The organism is Alcanivorax sp., from assembly GCF_040119285.1.
Taxonomy (GTDB): Bacteria; Pseudomonadota; Gammaproteobacteria; order Pseudomonadales; family Alcanivoracaceae; genus Alcanivorax.
In genome coordinates this window covers 131,839-148,369 of record NZ_JBEDTY010000038.1, presented here as the reverse complement: position 1 = coordinate 148,369, position 16,531 = coordinate 131,839, and the positions used below count along the sequence as shown (strand labels likewise).

Annotated in this window: 18 protein-coding genes; 12 read left to right on the top strand and 6 right to left on the bottom strand. The window is 56.3% G+C overall.

All coding sequences use genetic code 11. From position 1 onward, the window contains the following. Positions 1 to 71: 71 nt before the first annotated feature. Positions 72 to 1,946 carry a sensor histidine kinase gene (locus ABNH10_RS15225; RefSeq protein ID WP_349386714.1) on the top strand — a complete coding sequence of 625 codons (1,875 nt, stop codon included), beginning with the start codon at positions 72 to 74 and terminating at the stop codon, positions 1,944 to 1,946. Here ABNH10_RS15225 and ABNH10_RS15220 read toward each other — a convergent pair. After that, the gene (locus tag ABNH10_RS15220) at positions 1,941 to 2,264 is read right to left on the bottom strand and encodes a GNAT family N-acetyltransferase (protein ID WP_349386713.1); all 324 of its coding nucleotides are present in this window, start codon (positions 2,262 to 2,264) and stop codon (positions 1,941 to 1,943) included. The genes ABNH10_RS15225 and ABNH10_RS15220 overlap by 6 nt on opposite strands. 69 nt (positions 2,265 to 2,333) lie before the next feature. On the opposite strand from ABNH10_RS15220, the gene hisB reads away from it, so the two are divergent. From hisB to hisF, 4 genes are all read left to right on the top strand, one after another. After that, positions 2,334 to 2,948: an imidazoleglycerol-phosphate dehydratase HisB gene (gene hisB, locus ABNH10_RS15215; protein ID WP_349386712.1), complete on the top strand. Its 615-nt coding sequence runs from the start codon at positions 2,334 to 2,336 to the stop codon at positions 2,946 to 2,948. A 35-nt stretch (positions 2,949 to 2,983) separates the two neighbouring features. Next, positions 2,984 to 3,625, top strand: coding sequence for an imidazole glycerol phosphate synthase subunit HisH (gene hisH, locus ABNH10_RS15210; RefSeq protein WP_349386711.1), 642 nt, complete (start codon positions 2,984 to 2,986; stop codon positions 3,623 to 3,625). A gap of 104 nt (positions 3,626 to 3,729) precedes the next feature. Then, positions 3,730 to 4,470 carry a 1-(5-phosphoribosyl)-5-[(5-phosphoribosylamino)methylideneamino]imidazole-4-carboxamide isomerase gene (gene hisA / locus ABNH10_RS15205; RefSeq protein ID WP_349386730.1) on the top strand — a complete coding sequence of 247 codons (741 nt, stop codon included), beginning with the start codon at positions 3,730 to 3,732 and terminating at the stop codon, positions 4,468 to 4,470. A 16-nt stretch (positions 4,471 to 4,486) separates the two neighbouring features. Continuing rightward, a complete protein-coding gene (gene hisF / locus ABNH10_RS15200; RefSeq protein WP_349386710.1) occupies positions 4,487 to 5,263 on the top strand; it encodes an imidazole glycerol phosphate synthase subunit HisF in 777 nt (258 codons plus the stop codon). A gap of 197 nt (positions 5,264 to 5,460) precedes the next feature. Here hisF and ABNH10_RS15195 read toward each other — a convergent pair whose 3' ends face one another. From ABNH10_RS15195 to ABNH10_RS15185, 3 genes are read right to left on the bottom strand one after another with little or no spacing between them, the layout of a single operon-like run. Then, positions 5,461 to 6,240 (bottom strand): divergent polysaccharide deacetylase family protein, encoded by a 780-nt coding sequence (locus ABNH10_RS15195; RefSeq protein WP_349386709.1) that lies wholly within the window; start codon positions 6,238 to 6,240, stop codon positions 5,461 to 5,463. Further along, positions 6,240 to 7,541 carry a S41 family peptidase gene (locus tag ABNH10_RS15190; RefSeq protein WP_349386708.1) on the bottom strand — a complete coding sequence of 434 codons (1,302 nt, stop codon included), beginning with the start codon at positions 7,539 to 7,541 and terminating at the stop codon, positions 6,240 to 6,242. Before ABNH10_RS15190 ends, ABNH10_RS15195 begins: the two co-directional genes overlap by 1 nt. 50 nt (positions 7,542 to 7,591) lie before the next feature. Next, the gene (locus ABNH10_RS15185) at positions 7,592 to 8,770 is read right to left on the bottom strand and encodes a murein hydrolase activator EnvC family protein (RefSeq protein WP_349386707.1); all 1,179 of its coding nucleotides are present in this window, start codon (positions 8,768 to 8,770) and stop codon (positions 7,592 to 7,594) included. A 134-nt stretch (positions 8,771 to 8,904) separates the two neighbouring features. Here ABNH10_RS15185 and ABNH10_RS15180 point away from each other — a divergent pair, with 134 nt between their 5' ends. From ABNH10_RS15180 to secB, 3 genes are read left to right on the top strand one after another with little or no spacing between them, the layout of a single operon-like run. Beyond that, positions 8,905 to 9,321, top strand: a complete 417-nt coding sequence (locus tag ABNH10_RS15180) for a rhodanese-like domain-containing protein (protein ID WP_349386706.1) — start codon at positions 8,905 to 8,907, stop codon at positions 9,319 to 9,321. Positions 9,322 to 9,334: 13 nt separating this feature from the next. Continuing rightward, positions 9,335 to 9,595: a glutaredoxin 3 gene (gene grxC, locus ABNH10_RS15175; protein ID WP_349386705.1), complete on the top strand. Its 261-nt coding sequence runs from the start codon at positions 9,335 to 9,337 to the stop codon at positions 9,593 to 9,595. 12 nt (positions 9,596 to 9,607) lie between these two features. Next, positions 9,608 to 10,078, top strand: coding sequence for a protein-export chaperone SecB (gene secB, locus ABNH10_RS15170; protein ID WP_349386704.1), 471 nt, complete (start codon positions 9,608 to 9,610; stop codon positions 10,076 to 10,078). A 129-nt stretch (positions 10,079 to 10,207) separates the two neighbouring features. On the opposite strand, the gene trmL is transcribed toward secB, so the two are convergent. After that, complete coding sequence (trmL, locus tag ABNH10_RS15165; protein WP_349386703.1) at positions 10,208 to 10,684, bottom strand: tRNA (uridine(34)/cytosine(34)/5-carboxymethylaminomethyluridine(34)-2'-O)-methyltransferase TrmL; 477 nt, start codon at positions 10,682 to 10,684, stop codon at positions 10,208 to 10,210. Between the two features lie 226 nt (positions 10,685 to 10,910). On the opposite strand from trmL, the gene ABNH10_RS15160 reads away from it, so the two are divergent. Beyond that, on the top strand, positions 10,911 to 11,246 hold the full coding sequence (locus ABNH10_RS15160; RefSeq protein ID WP_349386702.1) for a putative signal transducing protein: 336 nt from the start codon (positions 10,911 to 10,913) through the stop codon (positions 11,244 to 11,246). 77 nt (positions 11,247 to 11,323) lie between these two features. Here ABNH10_RS15160 and typA read toward each other — a convergent pair whose 3' ends face one another. Continuing rightward, positions 11,324 to 13,132: a translational GTPase TypA gene (gene typA / locus ABNH10_RS15155; RefSeq protein ID WP_349386701.1), complete on the bottom strand. Its 1,809-nt coding sequence runs from the start codon at positions 13,130 to 13,132 to the stop codon at positions 11,324 to 11,326. 268 nt (positions 13,133 to 13,400) lie between these two features. Here typA and ABNH10_RS15150 point away from each other — a divergent pair, with 268 nt between their 5' ends. The 3 genes from ABNH10_RS15150 to ABNH10_RS15140 are packed head-to-tail and all read left to right on the top strand — an operon-like array spanning position 13,401 to position 16,515. Further along, complete coding sequence (locus tag ABNH10_RS15150; RefSeq protein ID WP_349386700.1) at positions 13,401 to 13,994, top strand: ATP-dependent zinc protease family protein; 594 nt, start codon at positions 13,401 to 13,403, stop codon at positions 13,992 to 13,994. Further along, a complete protein-coding gene (locus tag ABNH10_RS15145) occupies positions 13,994 to 15,529 on the top strand; it encodes an inactive transglutaminase family protein (RefSeq protein WP_349386699.1) in 1,536 nt (511 codons plus the stop codon). Before ABNH10_RS15150 ends, ABNH10_RS15145 begins: the two co-directional genes overlap by 1 nt. Continuing rightward, entirely contained in the window at positions 15,529 to 16,515 is a 987-nt protein-coding gene (locus ABNH10_RS15140) for an alpha-L-glutamate ligase-like protein (protein ID WP_349386698.1), read from the top strand. The genes ABNH10_RS15145 and ABNH10_RS15140 overlap by 1 nt, the downstream gene beginning before the upstream one ends. Positions 16,516 to 16,531: the final 16 nt, after the last annotated feature.

The following is a 16,531-nucleotide window of genomic DNA, read 5'->3' as shown; positions in this document are numbered from 1 at the left end:
GTTAGGGGGGGGAGCGTTTGCGAAAGTTCCATGTTGCTGTCTTGATGCTGTTACTTATGGTTGGGGCAATAGTGCGTGCTGAACCTATTGCACTTGCTTCGGCAGGTGACAGTGTTCAGCTGGGGGCCCGGGTCGAAGTGCTGGAGGACCCGGAAGGAAACTGGACCTTGAGTCAGGTCCGCGACCAGTTCGCCAGCCGGTTTCGCAAAAACGACAGTGATACGCTGAACTTTGGCTTCACCAAAAGCACTATCTGGCTGCGTTTTCAGGTGAATGCCAGCCAGATGGATGGGCGTAGCTGGTTTCTGGTAGAGCGCTACCCCATTCTCGATGAGCTGACGCTGTTTGTGCCGCAACCCGATGGCGAATTCCGCAAGTATGCAGTGGGCGATACTCGTTCATTCGGACGCCGGCCCATGGATCACCGTGCTTTCGTGTTCAACTTGGAGGTGCTGCCTGACGGGGTGAGTGAGTACTACATCAAAGTACGCGGCAAAGGCGCGCTGAATATGATGCCTATGCTGTACAGCGCCAAGGGGCTGGTGGAATACACCTATTTGGAGCAGCTGCTACAGGGACTGTTTTACGGTTCCCTGGCCATCATGTTGATTTACAACCTGCTACTGTTCTTGTCTCTGCGTGACAATGTGCATCTGCATTTTGTGGTGTTTCTCACCGGGGTGCTGTTCTTCAATATTTGCGTTAGTGGCTTTGGGCTCCAGTATCTATGGCCGGATAACCCCAAAGTGAACGAATATTTCTGGCTGACCACGTATATTTGCGGGTTGTCACTGGCGTTGTATTCACGGCAGTTCCTGCAGCTGGCTCAACGTTTTCCTCGGTATGATCGGTTGCTAAACCGCTACTTGATCCTGATCGGGCTGGCGTTCTTGCTACAGTGGGTGATCCCGCCACCGTATTCCTATCACTTGTCCACGGCGGTAGTGATGATAACGGTAGTGCTGTTCAGTTGGTTGGGCTGGGTGGTCTGGCGGCAAGGGTTCCGCGTGGCGAGGCTGTATGTGTTGGCCTGGTCCGTATTCCTGCTCACCGTATTTCTGTATGCCTTGGGCAACCTGGGGTTAATTCCCTATAGCGTGATTGTTCCTTATCTCCTGCATTTTGGTGCGCTGTGGGTGGTGGTGATGTTGTCGCTAGCGCTGGGCGACCGGATCCGGTTTTTGGAAAGTGAGCGCAAGCAGTTGTCTGTGGAGGCGCAGCAAAATCTGCAGCGGCATCTGGCGGATATTGAGCAGATGAACCAGGATAAATCCATGTTCCTGCAATATATCAGCCATGAACTGAATACCCCGATCAATTGGATTGGCGCGGCGGACTCCCTGGGGCAATCCGGGCAAGGTCAGGGCGACAAAGACGTGGACGTATGGGCCATGGTGCGCAAGGGGCAGCGGCGGCTTACCGGTATCGTCAGCACGTCGTTGCGCTACTTCGACCTTTCCGACCGTCATCAGCCGCCGCTACAGGGAGGTTGCCAACCCATCTGGATTCTGGATGCCATTTTGCGTGATCAGGCCACGCGGATTGAGACGTGCGGGGTGGCGGTGCGCAATCGTGTTTCTGCGAATCTGCAAGTGCGTGCCAGCGAAAGTGAACTGAGTGAAGTGCTGACCATGGCGCTGGATAATGCCCTGCGATTCAGTGCTGAGGGCGATAGTGTGGAGATCAGTAGTGCCGTGGATGTGCCGGCGGGGCATGCAGAGCTTTGTATTCGCGATGAGGGTAAGGGCGCCACGGCGGATCAGTTGGAGCATATTCTAGAGCCGTTCTTCGTGATGGGGTCACGGCACCATGAAGAAGGGTTTGGCCTGTCCTTGGCCATGGCGCGGGTGATGATTGAACAGGTTGGCGGGCTGCTGTGGGCTGAAAGTGCGGGACCCGGGCGGGGGTTCGCGCTGCATATCCGGCTGCCGTTGGCCCAGTTATAGCGTCTGTTTTGTCTGGCAGTGATCCGGGCGTGCCAGTGTTTCTCCTAGTTGCTGACCGATCAAACGTAGGAAATCCTTACCGACGCCACGCCCTTGAGTGGCAGGGTGCACCACCATCCAGGCCAGTTGGGGCTGCTTTTCTTCTATGAGTGCAATAGCGACACGCTGGCCATTGAAGTGGGCGGCGAACAACCGCCCTTGTCCGCTGGCAACCGCATCGGCTAGCTTCTGGCGGTATTGCGGCGCATCGCGGAGTACCTTGGCAAAGGCCTCACACTGATTTTCGCTAAGGGCATGGGCTTCTACGCTGATCGGCATCTGTCCTCTCCGCTGGTTAGGTCCTGTTGGGGTGCGTATAATAGCCGGTCCGATGCCTGGGAGGTATAGATGAGCAAGCGAAGCGCTACCGTAGAGCGCAACACCCTGGAAACCCAGATTCAAGCCACTATCAATCTGGATGGTACCGGCCAGTGCACGCTGGATACGGGTTTGCCGTTCCTTGAGCACATGCTGGATCAGGTGGCCCGTCATGGCCTGGTTGATTTGGATATCAACGCAAAGGGTGACCTGCACATCGATGCCCACCACACGGTGGAAGATATCGGTATCACTCTTGGGCAGGCTTTCGCCAAGGCCATTGGTGACAAGAAAGGCGTTCGCCGTTACGGCCATGCCTATGTGCCGTTGGATGAAGCCCTGTCACGGGTGGTGCTGGACCTGTCTGGCCGGCCTGGGCTGGAGATGTTTGTGGAATTTACGCGAGGCAGCATTGGCGGCTTTGATGTGGATCTGTTCTATGAATTTTTCCAGGGCTTCGTGAACCACGCCATGATTACTCTGCATATCGATAACCTGCGGGGCAAAAACGCGCACCACCAGGCCGAGACCGTCTTTAAGGCCTTTGGCCGTGCGCTGCGTATGGCCGTAGAGCCTGATCCTCGTATGGATGGTATTACGCCCTCCACGAAGGGCACCCTGAGCGAAAGTGGCGATAGCCAGTAAGTAGCCCAGTAGCAATTACAAGGACAGCCCCGAGTATGAGCGAAGTCGTTGCCGTTATTGATTACGGAATGGGTAACCTGCACTCCGCAGGCAAGGCGCTGGAGAAAGTCGCCGATGGCCAGAAAATCATTATTACCGGCGATCCGGTGCAGGTGCGTGCAGCGGACCGGGTGGTTTTTCCTGGTGTGGGCGCTATTCGTGACTGCATCGCGGTTCTGAAAGACACTGGCCTGGATCAGGCCATCCGTGATGTGGCGGCGGCGGGCAAACCGCTGTTGGGCATCTGTGTCGGGATGCAGGCAATGATGGCCCGTAGTGAAGAAAATCACGGGGTGGATTGCTTGGGCATCTTCGACGGCCAGGTGACTTTTTTCGGTGAGCAGTTCAGCGATACCGGTGTTCGCTTGAAAGTGCCGCACATGGGCTGGAACCAGGTACAGCAGGGCATGGCCCATCCTATGTGGGCCGGTATCGATAACCATACCCGGTTTTATTTTGTGCACAGTTACTGCGTCACCGGCCTGCCCGATGACGCTGTGGCTGGGCGCTGTGATTATGGTTTGAGTTTTGCGGCAGCCGCTGTTCAAGGCAACGTGTTTGCGGTGCAGTTCCACCCGGAAAAAAGCGCGGATGCAGGCCTGGCCCTGTTGGAAAACTTCCTGCGCTGGCAGCCATAAAAGACAGCAGGCTTGCACGCTAGGGTTTCTCTCTACGGTGTTCGTATAACGGGCGCGGCGGGGGAGGGATGCCGATTTCCATGAATTTAAATGAAGAGATTCTGATGCTACTGATTCCCGCCATCGATCTGAAAGACGGTAAATGTGTACGCCTTAAGCAAGGGCGGATGGAAGACGATACGGTGTTTTCCGAGGATCCGGTGGCCGTTGCCAGCCATTGGGTGGAGCGGGGTGCTCGCCGCTTGCATCTGGTCGATTTGAATGGGGCCTTTGCCGGTGAGCCGGTGAACGGCGATATCGTTAAAGCGATTGCCAAGGCGCACCCGGATTTACCGATCCAGATTGGGGGCGGCATCCGCAGCCCGGAAATCATTCAGGCTTATCTGGATGCCGGGGTGCAGTGGGTGATCATCGGCACCAAGGCCGTGAATGAGCCGGCTTTCGTGAAAGCCATGTGCGAGCAGTTCCCCGGCCACATTATCGTGGGTCTGGACGCGAAAGACGGCAAGGTGGCCACCGATGGCTGGGCCAATGTCACCGATGTGGAGGTGATCGACCTGGCGAAACAGTTCGAGAACGATGGCGTTTCTGCCATCGTCTACACCGACATCAGCCGTGATGGCATGTTGCAGGGGGTGAATGTGGAGGCCACTGTGCGCCTGGCCCAGTCCATGTCGATCCCGGTGATCGCCTCCGGCGGCATTACCAATCTTGATGACGTGCGCAACCTGTGTGCAGTCGCCGATCAGGGCATCAGTGGTGCTATCACCGGCCGTGCCATCTACGAAAACACCCTGGATTTTGCCGGCGGTCAGGCGTTGTCCGATGAGTTGAGCGGCGCCTGAGCGCCGGGGACGTATTATGGGTTTAGCCAAACGCATTATTCCGTGTCTGGATGTGGACGCCGGCCGAGTGGTCAAGGGCGTGCAATTCGTGGATATCCGTGACGCCGGTGACCCGGTGGAAATTGCCAAGCGTTATAACGACGCCGGGGCGGATGAAATTACCTTTTTGGACATCACCGCCAGCCATCAAGAGCGCGATACCACCCTTCACACGGTGGAACAAATCGCCAGCCAGGTGTTTATCCCGCTGACCGTAGGTGGCGGTGTGCGCGCGCTGGAGGATATTCGTAACTTGCTGAATGCTGGTGCCGACAAGGTGGCGATCAACTCTGCAGCGGTGCATAACCCGGAGTTTGTTCGTGAGGCCGCGGAGCGGTTTGGTTCCCAGTGTATTGTGGTGGCGATTGATGCGAAAAAAGTCAGCGCGGAAAGCGATACCCACCGCTGGGAAATTTTCACCCACGGCGGCCGTAAACCCACTGGGTTGGATGCGGTGGAATGGGCCCGGAAAATGACCGACTACGGCGCGGGTGAAATTCTGTTAACCAGCATGGACCGCGATGGCACCAAGAATGGTTTTGACCTTGCCCTGACCCGCGCCATTGCCGATGCGGTCCCGGTCCCGGTGATTGCCTCTGGCGGGGTTGGCAACCTGCAGCATCTGGTTGATGGTGTGCAGCAGGGCGGTGCTGATGCGGTGTTGGCGGCGTCGATTTTCCATTTTGGGGAGTATTCGGTACAGCAAGCCAAGGAGTTTATGCAGTCCGCCGGCGTGGAAATGCGCCTGGACTAATCGGTGTTTTTCTTCTTGGGCGAGCCAACCTTCCTGGCACCTGCTTTGATCGTTGCGTATTGGCTAATAAATGAGCCTCGGTTTTCTTTCGGCTTGGGGATAATGCTGCCCTCCGCCGTTATGGCGTGCGGATGTTCGTGTTCGGTTTCTTGAGGATCGATTTATGACAAATTGGGCGGTATCGGAAAAAGCGGATTTTAGGACCCGGCGTTAATGTTGTGCTCGATGGTGGCTGTGGTCACCGCTGGGGTGCTAAGCAAGGAGGATACGGGCACTACATCGATGCCGGCCTCTTCCATTAACGGTAGAACCTGTTGCAGATAATGTACGGTTTCCGGATACGGGTGGCCGATAGCGATAGCTTGGCCGCGCTGCCGGGCTAGCCGAATTAGTCGATTAAATTGTTGATTGATGTTGATCAGGTCGCGTTCGTTATCCAGAAAAATATCGCGTCCAGCGTTAGGTAGTCCCACTTGTTGGGCCACCTGCTGCGCCACCGTGTGGCTGCTGGTGCGGCTGTCCACAAAGAAAAGCCGGTGCACTTTTAGTTCGGACATTAACCAACCCATGGTTTGTGTCTGTTCGGTGAGCGCGCTGCCCATATGATTATTCAGCCCGCGGGCTTGTGGAATTTGGCTTAGAGCCTGGCGAACGGCATCCAGGAACTGAGGTTCATCCATTCCATTTTGCAGGCCACCACGGTCGAGCTTTAGGTGGCCTTGCGTGGCCATAGGCATGTGCACCAGCACTTCCTTGCCCACCAGGCTAGCCCGTTCCGCGAGTCGGCGCCCGTGGGGAGAAAAAGGAATGACGGCACAGGTCACCGGCGCGGGCAGATCAATAATGGCCTGCCCTTGTTGGCGGCTGTAGCCTAGGTCGTCGATGATAATCGCAATGCGTGGCGTTGCCAGGCTGCGAACACTGATTATTAATAGCCCGACCAAAAGCAGACCCAAAGCCAGTCTACGTTTTGCCATCAGGGTGTGGCTGGGCGCTGGGCAAGGACGACGCCTTTAAGGATCGAGAGCGCCTGGGCCAGGGCGTAATCTTCCTGAACCAGGGAGCTGCCTTCTTCTTGCTTATCGCTGTCCCCGTTTTCGTTATCTAGATGGCGGGGCAGGTCGGCTTCGCGCAAATATATGTCTTTACGCACTTCAAGTTTAGTGACTACGTCCACCGCAATGTCAGGCGCAATGCCTTCCGCCTGGATAGAGCGACCTTTTGGGGTGTAGTAACGGGCGGTGGTGAGCTTAAGGGCACGGTCCTTACTCAAGGGCAGTACCGTTTGCACTGAGCCTTTGCCGAAAGTGCGGTTGCCCACCACAATGGCGCGTTCCTGGTCTTGCAGGGCTCCGGCGACAATTTCCGAAGCGGAGGCGCTGCCGCCGTTGACTAATACAACCAGGGGGTTGCTGTTGAGTGCGTCGCCGGGGCGAGCATTAAAATCGGTACGGCTCGCCTTATCTCGCCCCTGGGTATAAACCACCAGGCCGTTATCCAGAAATAGATCGGTGACTTCAACGGCGCCATTCAGTACGCCACCAGGGTTGTTGCGCAAATCGAGGATCAGGCCGTTAAGGGGGGCGTCCTTGCTGAGCTTTGCCAGTTCTTTACGGGCATCGTCACCCGTATTGTTTTGGAACTGGGAGATGCGCAGATAGCCAAGACCTGGTTCGAGCATTTTTGATTTCACGCTGTGGGTCTGGATGCGATCGCGCTTGAGGTTCATCTGGCGCGGTTTTTCTTCGCCTTGACTGAGAACCATTAGATCGATTTTGCTGCCGATTTCTCCGCGCATTAGTTCAACGGCTTCGCCCAGTGATAGCCCTTTCACAAAAGTGTCGTCGATCTTGAGAATCAGGTCACCGGCTTGAATGCCGGCCTTGCTGGCGGGGGAGTCATCCACTGGCGCGATCACTTTAACGAAGCCGTCTTCCATGGTGACTTCAATGCCTAGGCCGCCAAACTCCCCGGTGGTGGTGACCTGCAAATCCTCGAACTGGTCCGGGGTCAGGTAATTGGAGTGTGGATCCAGATCGTGCAGCATGCCGCGAATGGCACTTTTCAGGAGCTCACCGTCATCCACCTCTTCAATGTAGGTGGCGCGAATACGCTCCATGACCTCGGCAAAGGCGCGCAGCTCATCTACCGGTACGCCCTGTTGGCGAGCCTGCTCGTCCAGAGCTGGGTCTTGGGCATGAAGAGCGGTGATAGGGGTAAGGACAAGCAAGCTCGAAATCAATACAGCACGGAGCGTGGGCAGGATGGTGGTTGGCATTCAGTATCCCCTGCGAGCACAGAAAAGGTATGCGCGCGTTTCAATAATCGTCATTTATTTTGCGCCAATGGCGGCAGTGTAACACGCTGATTGCACCAGCGTGTCGGGTCTACAGCCTTGCCGCGGTGCCGTATCTCAAAGTACAGACCGCTGGTCCGGTTGCCGCCAGAACTGCCCGCCAGAGCAAGGCTATCGCCGGCGGATACCCATTCTCCGACATCGCGGAGCAGACTCTGGTTATACCCATAGAGCGTCAGGTAGCCGTTGCCATGGTCGACGATCGTGAGCAGGCCGTAGCCGCGTAGCCAGTCTGCAAAAACTACCCGGCCGGGGTGCACTGCTCTGGCGGGCGTGCCGGGGGCGGCGTTCAGAATGACCCCCTGCCAGCGGAGAGCGCCTTCGCGGCGGCTGTTATAGCCGGTGGAAATCCGCGCTTCTAGCGGCCAAGGCAGCTTCCCGGCCAGCTTCCCGAAAGACTTGCCGCCCAAGTCGGCGGGGATGTCATTGAGGCTGCGCTGCATGTCTTCCAACAGTTTCTGCAGCCGCTGCTGGTCGCCCTTGAGCTGGCTGAGATTGTTACCTCGGTTATTTAATGATTGATTCAGCGATGCCAGAGTCATCTGGCGCTCCTTCTGGGCGCCTTTCAGCTTGTCTGCATGACGCTGCACCTGGGTGTGTTGGTCTAGCAATGTCTGGCGAGCTGTATCTACCCGCAGGGCAATGGTCTTGAGTTCGTCCAGTTCGCCGTTCACGGCTTTCAGGCGGTTACTGCGGGCACGTTGGTAGTATTCCTGATAGCGTAGCAGACGGGCGATCTGGTCTGGTTTTTCCTGATTGAGCAGCAATTTGATGCGCTCCTGGCGGCCGGCCTGGTAACTGGCGCGTACGGTTTTTCCTAGCCAGTCCAATTGAGTGCGCTTTTCCGCTGCCAGAACGGCCTGTTTGGCTTCCAGAGCGTTAAGGCGTTGCCGGGCCTCGCTGGTTTTTTTCTCCAGGCTTCGCTGCTCCCGGGTCAGCCGACTAATGCGCAGCTCTGTTTCGCGAAGGCTGGCCTGCACGGAGTCGCGTTCGCGCAGCTCGCGGCTCTGAGCGTCGCTTAATTCGCTGATGCGCGATTTCAGTTCTTTCAGCTCTGCCTTGCTGGGCGCACTGTCCGCCGCTCCGCTAATTGGAAGTAGCAAGGTGAGCAGGGCAGGCAGCAGTAAAAATCGTTGTAATTGTCGGGGCATGGCGGGGTTTTACCTTAACGGCCCAGGGATGTGTATACTTGGCGCCGATTTTCCTTCGGCTTTCTTACCGGAGGGAAGCAGTGGCGCCGCAGAGTTGGCGTCGATAGAGCCAACGTTAATGATCCGGGGTCTCCATGGGCAATCTGATTGAATTCGCCAGCAACCATTATATTCTGGTGTCCGCCTTTTTCCTGTTGTGGGCACTGTTTTTTGTGCTTGAATCCCGCCGTGGCGGCCAATCCCTTACGCCGCAGCTAGCTACCAATATGGTGAACCAGAAGGATGCGGTGATCGTGGATCTGCGTGACAGCGATGAATTCCGTGCCGGGCATATCGCCGGTAGCATCAATATTCCTGCCGGGCAGGCGATTGATCGTATTGCAGAGCTGGAAAAATACAAGGATAAACCCCTTATTCTGACTTGTGATATGGGAACAAAGGCCTCACATCTTGGTCGTCAGCTGCGAACCAAGGGTTTTACCGACCTGTATCGTATCCAGGGCGGTCTGAATGCATGGCGTTCAGCGAGCTTGCCGGTAGTCAAAGCGTAAGCAGGAGACAAGCATGGCCAGAGTCGAGCTGTATACCACCTCTTGGTGCCCGTTTTGTGTGCGCGCCAAGCAGTTACTTAACAGCAAGAATGTGGCGTTTGAGGATACCGATGTGGATCGCGAGCCCCAACAACGTGCAGTCATGATGCAGCGTGGCGGTGGCCGGACGGTGCCGCAGATTTTTATTAATGATCACGCCGTCGGTGGTTGTGATGAACTTTTTGCTCTGGAGCGAACGGGGGGGCTCGATGCTCTGCTCGGAGCGGATCAGTAACAGGAGAAGAACATGGCTGATGAACAACAGGTTTTCCAATTGCAGCGTATCTACCTGAAAGATACCTCGTTCGAGTGCCCGGGGGCACCGGAAGTGTTCCTGCAGGAATGGAAGCCCAAGGTGAACGTGCAGTTGAATAACAGCGCCCGCCGGGTTGGTGAAGGCGATGAGTTCGAAGTGGAAATTACCGTGACGGTGACCGCCAAGGACGAAGCGGAAGAGAAGACGTTCTATTTGGTAGAAGTAAAGCAGGCTGGGATATTCACTGTGAAAGGCATCGACGGTGAAGAGCGTGCCCAGCTGCTGGGCGCCTATTGCCCTAATCTGTTGTTTCCGTATGTTCGTGAAGTGGTATCGGATCTGGTTGCTAAAGGCTCATTCCCGCAAATGGTGCTGCAGCCGATTAACTTCGATGCGCTGTATCAGCAGCAGCGTGAGCAGCAGCAGGAAAACGCTGCTGCTGCTGGTGAGACCGTTCAGTAACAGCGGACAGTGAATAACTGAAAGTTGCGCGGAGCAAGGCAGGTCTGTTCTGCAAGCACAGAGGCCGCGACCAGCCCATGGTCGCGGCCTCTTGCGTTTCAAAATACATAAATCGGGCTCGCGTAGCGGTTAATTGTTCACCGTTAGCTGTCCCTTATAGTTTAACTGTCGCCATGCTTCGTAAAGTGTGACGGCAACAGCGTTGCTCAGGTTCAGGCTGCGGCTATCGGCCACCATGGGCAGGCGCAGCCTTTGTGTTGCGGGCAGGCTGTCGAGAATGTGGCCCGGCAAGCCACGGGTTTCCGGACCAAACAACAGAACATCTCCGTCCTGAAAGCGTGCCTCGCTATGAGCGCGGCTGCCCTTGGTGGTCATGGCGAACAGTCGTTGTCCGGCGACACTTTCCTGGAATGCGGCAAAATCCCTGTGCACCTGCAATGCGGCAAACTCGTTGTAGTCGAGCCCGGCGCGACGCAGTTTTTTTTCTTCCAGGGAAAACCCCAGTGGTTCAATCAAGTGCAGATGAGCGCCGGTGTTGGCCGCTAGACGAATAATGTTGCCGGTGTTGGGGGGGATTTCCGGTTCGAATAGAGCGATATGCAGCATGTGAATTTTTGCCTTAGTAGGGTGGGCGTGGTACTGATCGGACCCAAGATAAGAACTACGATAAGAATAACAGGACGGGAGTAATGATGTGGAAGCGCGGGGTAGAGGCATTGCTGTTTTATTGGACGGCCCCGGTGGGTCCGTCTCGCAGGGTAAGCCGGGGCAGCTTCGGTACGGCGCCCTATGGCACGGCGGGTCTTGATGTCGGCGTGATGGAGATAGCCCGGTGAAATGTGTGTTTCAGGCGCGACACATGATCGAAGCTCACATGTTGGCCAACTTGCTGGATCAGGTGGGCGTTATGGCCCAGGTACATGGTGATATGTTGCAAGGTGGCATGGGTGAGTTGCCGGCGGCGGGCTTGTCGACGGTGTGGGTGGCCGCCAGCGATGAAGGCCGCGCCCTGGAGGTAATTGCCGAGTTTGAGGCCCGTCAGCCAGCGGACCGAGAGGAGGTGTCGCCAGCCACCACTCCCACACCGCTAACCGGGCAGGGCTTTCTGGCGGGTTTGCTGGTAGGGATGGTGATCGGTGCGGTGTTGATGCTGATGTTCTTGCGTTGACGGTGCACTGCTGGACACAAAAAACGCCACGTTTTTAGGCGTGGCGCTTGATGTGTGCAGCGTGCTGCGGCTCTTAATTACCGCCCGGCGCGCTTGCGCTCGGTTTCGGTGAGCAGCTTCTTGCGAATACGCAGGGAGTTGGGGGTGACTTCCACCAGCTCGTCGTCTTCGATGAAGTCCAGCGCTTGTTCCAGGCTGAAACGGATCGGCGGGGTAAGAACGATGTTCTCATCGGTGCCGGAGGCGCGCATGTTGGTCAGCTGCTTGCCCTTGGTGGGGTTAACCACCAGGTCGTTGCCGCGGCTGTGGATACCGATAATCTGACCTTCGTACACATCCACGTTCGGGTCGATCAGCATGCGGCCACGTTCCTGCAGGTTGAACAGGGCGAAGCCCAGCACCTTACCTTTAACCATGGATACCAGCACACCGTTGATGCGCTTGGCCATGTCGCCGGCTTTATGCTCGCCGTAATGGCTGAAGGTGCTGTTAAGGATGCCGGTACCGGAGGTCAGAGTCAGAAACTGGCTACGGAAGCCGATCAGGCCACGGCTAGGCACCAGGAATTCCAGGCGAACTCGGCCTTTACCGTCCGGTTCCATGTTGGTCATTTCGGCTTTGCGTAAACCCAGATGCTCCATGATGGAGCCCTGATGCTGTTCTTCCACGTCGGCGACGACGGTTTCGTAGGGTTCCTGCTTCACGCCGTCTTCTTCGCGGATGATCACCTGTGGGCGACCCACTGCCAGCTCGAAGCCTTCACGACGCATGTTCTCGATCAGTACCGACAAGTGCAGTTCGCCACGACCGGAAACGCGGAATTGATCGGCGCTGCCGGTTTCTTCTACGCGCAATGCCACGTTGTGTTTGAGTTCGGCTTCCAGGCGCTCACGGATCTGACGGCTGGTAACGAACTTGCCGTCCTGGCCGGCAAACGGCGAGGTGTTTACGTGGAAGAACATGCTTACGGTGGGTTCATCCACGCTCAGCGGTGTCAGAGCTTCCACGTTTAGCGGGTCGCACAGGGTGTCGGAGATGTTCAGCGGATCCAGACCGGTGATGCAGACAATCTCGCCGGCGGAGGCTGTGGTGGCATCGACACGCTCCAGGCCGTGGTAGCCCATGATGGTGAGGATCTTGCCGTTACGGACATTGCCGTCGGCGCCGATCACTTTCACTGGGCTGTTGGCCTTGATGTTGCCGCGCTTAACACGGCCAATGCCGACAATGCCCAGGTAGCTGTTGTAATCCAGAGAGGAAATTTGCATCTGGAAAGGGCCGTCCGCATCGACGTTGGGGTAGTCCACCTTGTCGACGATGGCTTGCAGCAGCGGGGTCATGTCGTCGGCCAGCTCATCCGCCTCCAGGCCGGCAATGCCGTTCAGGGCGGAGGCGTAAATCACCGGGAAATCCAGCTGTTCGTCGGTGGCGCCCAGGTTATCGAACAGATCGAAGACCTGATCCATTACCCAGTCCGGGCGGGAACCAGGGCGGTCGATTTTGTTGATCACGACAATCGGCTTAAGACCGGCAGCGAACGCCTTTTGGGTCACGAAGCGGGTTTGTGGCATGGGCCCGTCCACTGCGTCTACCAGCAGTAGTACGGAGTCCACCATAGACATAACCCGCTCTACTTCACCGCCGAAGTCGGCGTGGCCAGGGGTGTCCACGATGTTGATGCGATAGTCATTCCACTGGATAGCGGTATTTTTAGACAGAATGGTAATGCCCCGCTCTTTTTCCAGATCGTTGGAGTCCATGACCCGTTCGATGTCGCCGGCGCGATCTCCCAGGGTGCCAGACTGTTGCAACAGCTTATCCACCAAGGTGGTTTTGCCGTGGTCAACGTGGGCGATGATGGCGATATTGCGCAGACGTTCAATCACTAGTGATGCTCCAAATATGGTGGGCGAAACCGTGCCAGCGGTTTCGCAGGGGCGCGCATTATAGCAGCGTAGCGTGTGGGTGATAGCCCGCCGGTCAGCCTTTATCGTAAGATTGGCAATTGTGAACAAGTTCAAAATTTCAACGTTGGGCCTGCGGGAGGCTCGCTGATCGCCTAGAATGGCGCAACCCTTTTCCGGGAGAACACTCAGATACTGGGTGTGTGCTTCCGTGACTCGGCTGTAATGCTTTTACAATCAGGTTGTTATGATGCGTACACTGCTTGCTTTGCTGTTAGTTTTACCGTCTTTAACGGTGGTGGCTGATGGGGCCTCCGGTAAAATGATCTATGGCTTGCATGAAAAGGTGCACATCAAGGAGTTAGGCATTACGGTACCGGCCAAGCTGGATACCGGGGCCGACTCGGCCTCTCTGAGTGCTCGTCATATCCGTACTTTTGAGCGCGATGGTGTGGAAATGGTTGAGTTCGACTTGGCTATCGACCGTGATGACCGGGGTGTTACCCGAGAACAATGGAATGATGTTGAGTTGCCGTTATCCGGGCATGTGCGTATTAAACGACGGGCAGAGAGTGTGGTGCTCGGTGATAGGGACTATAGTCGTCGCCCGGTGGTGGCTTTAACTATCTGCATGGGCAAGCGCCAGGAACAAATTGAAGTGAACCTGACAGATCGTAGTGAGTTTCGTTACCCGTTGCTAATCGGCTCCGGGGCCCTGCAGGAACTGGGTGCGCTGGTGGATCCGTCGTTATCAGTAACGCTGGGCGAGCCTGATTGTCAGGACAGTAAGGATAATGTTGTCGAAAGCGATGACCAAACGATGGAGGCTGCCGAGGCGCTATAATGGGTTCTGTGAAGTTGCAAGCGCGGCTGCTTGCCGTTTTCCTTTTGTTGTTGGGTGGCGGGAGTGTTGCTTATCAGCTGTTGGTACAAAATGTGCCACTGAGTCAGGATGAGAAAGACCCGGTTTGGGTGGTCGATTCTCAGGTATCTTTTGCCGCAAAGGCCAACAAGCCTGTCAAAGTGCGCATGTTTGTGCCGCCGCTGGGGTCTGGCTATACCACTCTTAATGAAAGCTTTATTTCCAATAATTACGGCGTAAATGTGAATGTGGATAAGGGTAATCGCCAGGTTACCTGGTCATCCCGCCGCGCCGAAGGCAATCAGTACCTCTATTATCGCCTTATGTTGACTCCTCGCTATGCAGATGTCCCGGAGAATGATCCGGGGCCCCAGTTCCGGCCTGCGCCAACTCTGGATGGCCCAGAAAAACTGGCTGCCGACGCGTTGCTTGAGCCTATTCGTCAGCATTCGGCGGATGTGGAAACCTTTATCAGTGAGACCATCAAGCGAGTTAATGAGCTTGAAAACGATAATGTTCAGCTTCTGCTGGGCAGCGATGTAAGTCCGGAGAACCGGGCTAAAGTGATCGATCTGCTGCTGGCGGTGGCGCATATTCCTGCGGAGCCGGTGCATACCCTGCGGCTGGCGGAGAGCCAAGGGCAGCAACCTGAGCTTTGGTTGCGTAGTTTTAACGGCAAGAAATGGCTCTATTTTAACCCGCTCAATGGCCAGCAGGGGCTGCCGGACGATCGTCTGGTTTGGTGGAGTGGGCCTGGGCCGCTGTTGAATATCGAAGGCGGCAAATCCGCCGATGTAAGCTTCAGCGTGCACGAGAATGAAATGAGCGCGCTGCAGTTGGCTCAGTCTCTGCGTCTGAAAGACGTGAGTAGCTTTATTGATTTCTCCTTGTATGAGCTACCGCTTCCTGCGCAGCAGCTGTACCGCATTCTGGTGATGATTCCGGTGGGGGTGCTGCTGGTGCTGTTCATTCGTTCGCTGATCGGTATGGAAACCCTGGGGACCTTTACCCCCGTGTTGATCGCCTTGGCTTTCCGTGAGACGCAAGTGGTCTGGGGGGTACTGCTGTTTACGTCCATCACCGCCATCGGGCTGTCTGTGCGGTCCTATCTCGAGCATCTTAAATTACAGTTATTGCCCCGGCTTTCCGTGGTGCTTACCTTTGTGGTGATCGCTATGGCACTGATTAGCCTGCTGGGCTATAAGTTGGGCATCGGTTCAGGTTTGTCGGTGGCGCTGTTCCCCATGGTGATTTTGACCATGGTGATCGAGCGGACTTCCATCGTTTGGGAAGAGCGTGGCGGGACCCAGTCCTTGAAAGTAGCACTGGGAACGCTGGTGGCGGCGATTTTCTGCCACCTGCTGATGGTGTGGCAGCCGTTGGTGTATTTTGTGTTCACCTTCCCAGGCGTGCTGCTTTGCCTGGCGGCCATTATGGTGTTGATGGGCCATTACCGTGGCTATCGCCTCACGGAGCTGTTGCGTTTTCGTGCCATGGTGGACGGGGATAAGCGCTAATGTTCTGGTCCAAAACCCGCAAAGCCCTGCGAGCCCGTGGCGTGATGGGCATTAACCAACGGAACGGCGATTACATTCTTCGCTACAATAAGCGCAGCTTGTATCCGCTGGTGGACGACAAGATCCAGACCAAGCAGATGGCCTTGGATGCGGGGATTCGCGTACCACACATGTATGGCACCATCGCCACCGAGCAAGGTATCAGTACCTTGCACCGGGTGCTGGAGCAGCATCGTGATTTCGTGATCAAGCCTGCCCAAGGGGCGGGGGGCGACGGCATTATGGTCATTGCTGATCGTTTCGAAGATTATTTCCGTTCGGCCTCTGGGCGTATTATTACTACGGAAGAGCTGGAGCATCATATTTCCGGCATTATTTCCGGTATCTATTCTTTGGGCGGACATCGCGATCAAGCACTGATTGAATATCGGGTGCGCTCTACTGAGCTGTTCAACCGGATCAGTTTTGAAGGGGTCCCGGATATCCGCATCATCGTGCTCAAGGGGTATCCGGTGGCGGCCATGTTGCGCCTGCCTACCCGGCAGTCCCAAGGCAAGGCGAACCTACACCAGGGGGCGATTGGTGTGGGGTTGGATCTGGCGTCAGGGGTTACTCTGGATGGCACTTGGCACAACCTCAAGATAGCGCGTCACCCGGATACGGCTAATCCAGTGGCCGGGTTGACGGTGCCGGACTGGCAGGAATGCCTGGAGCTGGCGGCGCGTTGCTATGATCTAACCGGATTGGGGTACTTGGGGGTGGATCTGGTCATGGACCGCGAGCACGGGCCGATGATGCTGGAGCTCAATGCCCGCCCAGGCCTGAATATCCAGATCGCCATGGATGATGGTCTGCTGCGCCGTTGCCAGATCATCGAAAAACAACTCGAGGCCCTGAAAGGCGAAACCCGCCCGGTGGCTGAGAGAGTGGCCTTCGCCAAACAACAATTCGCAGTAGCCGGGCCGGTGTCGGCCGAAGAGGAATAATTTAAAACCACCCTCA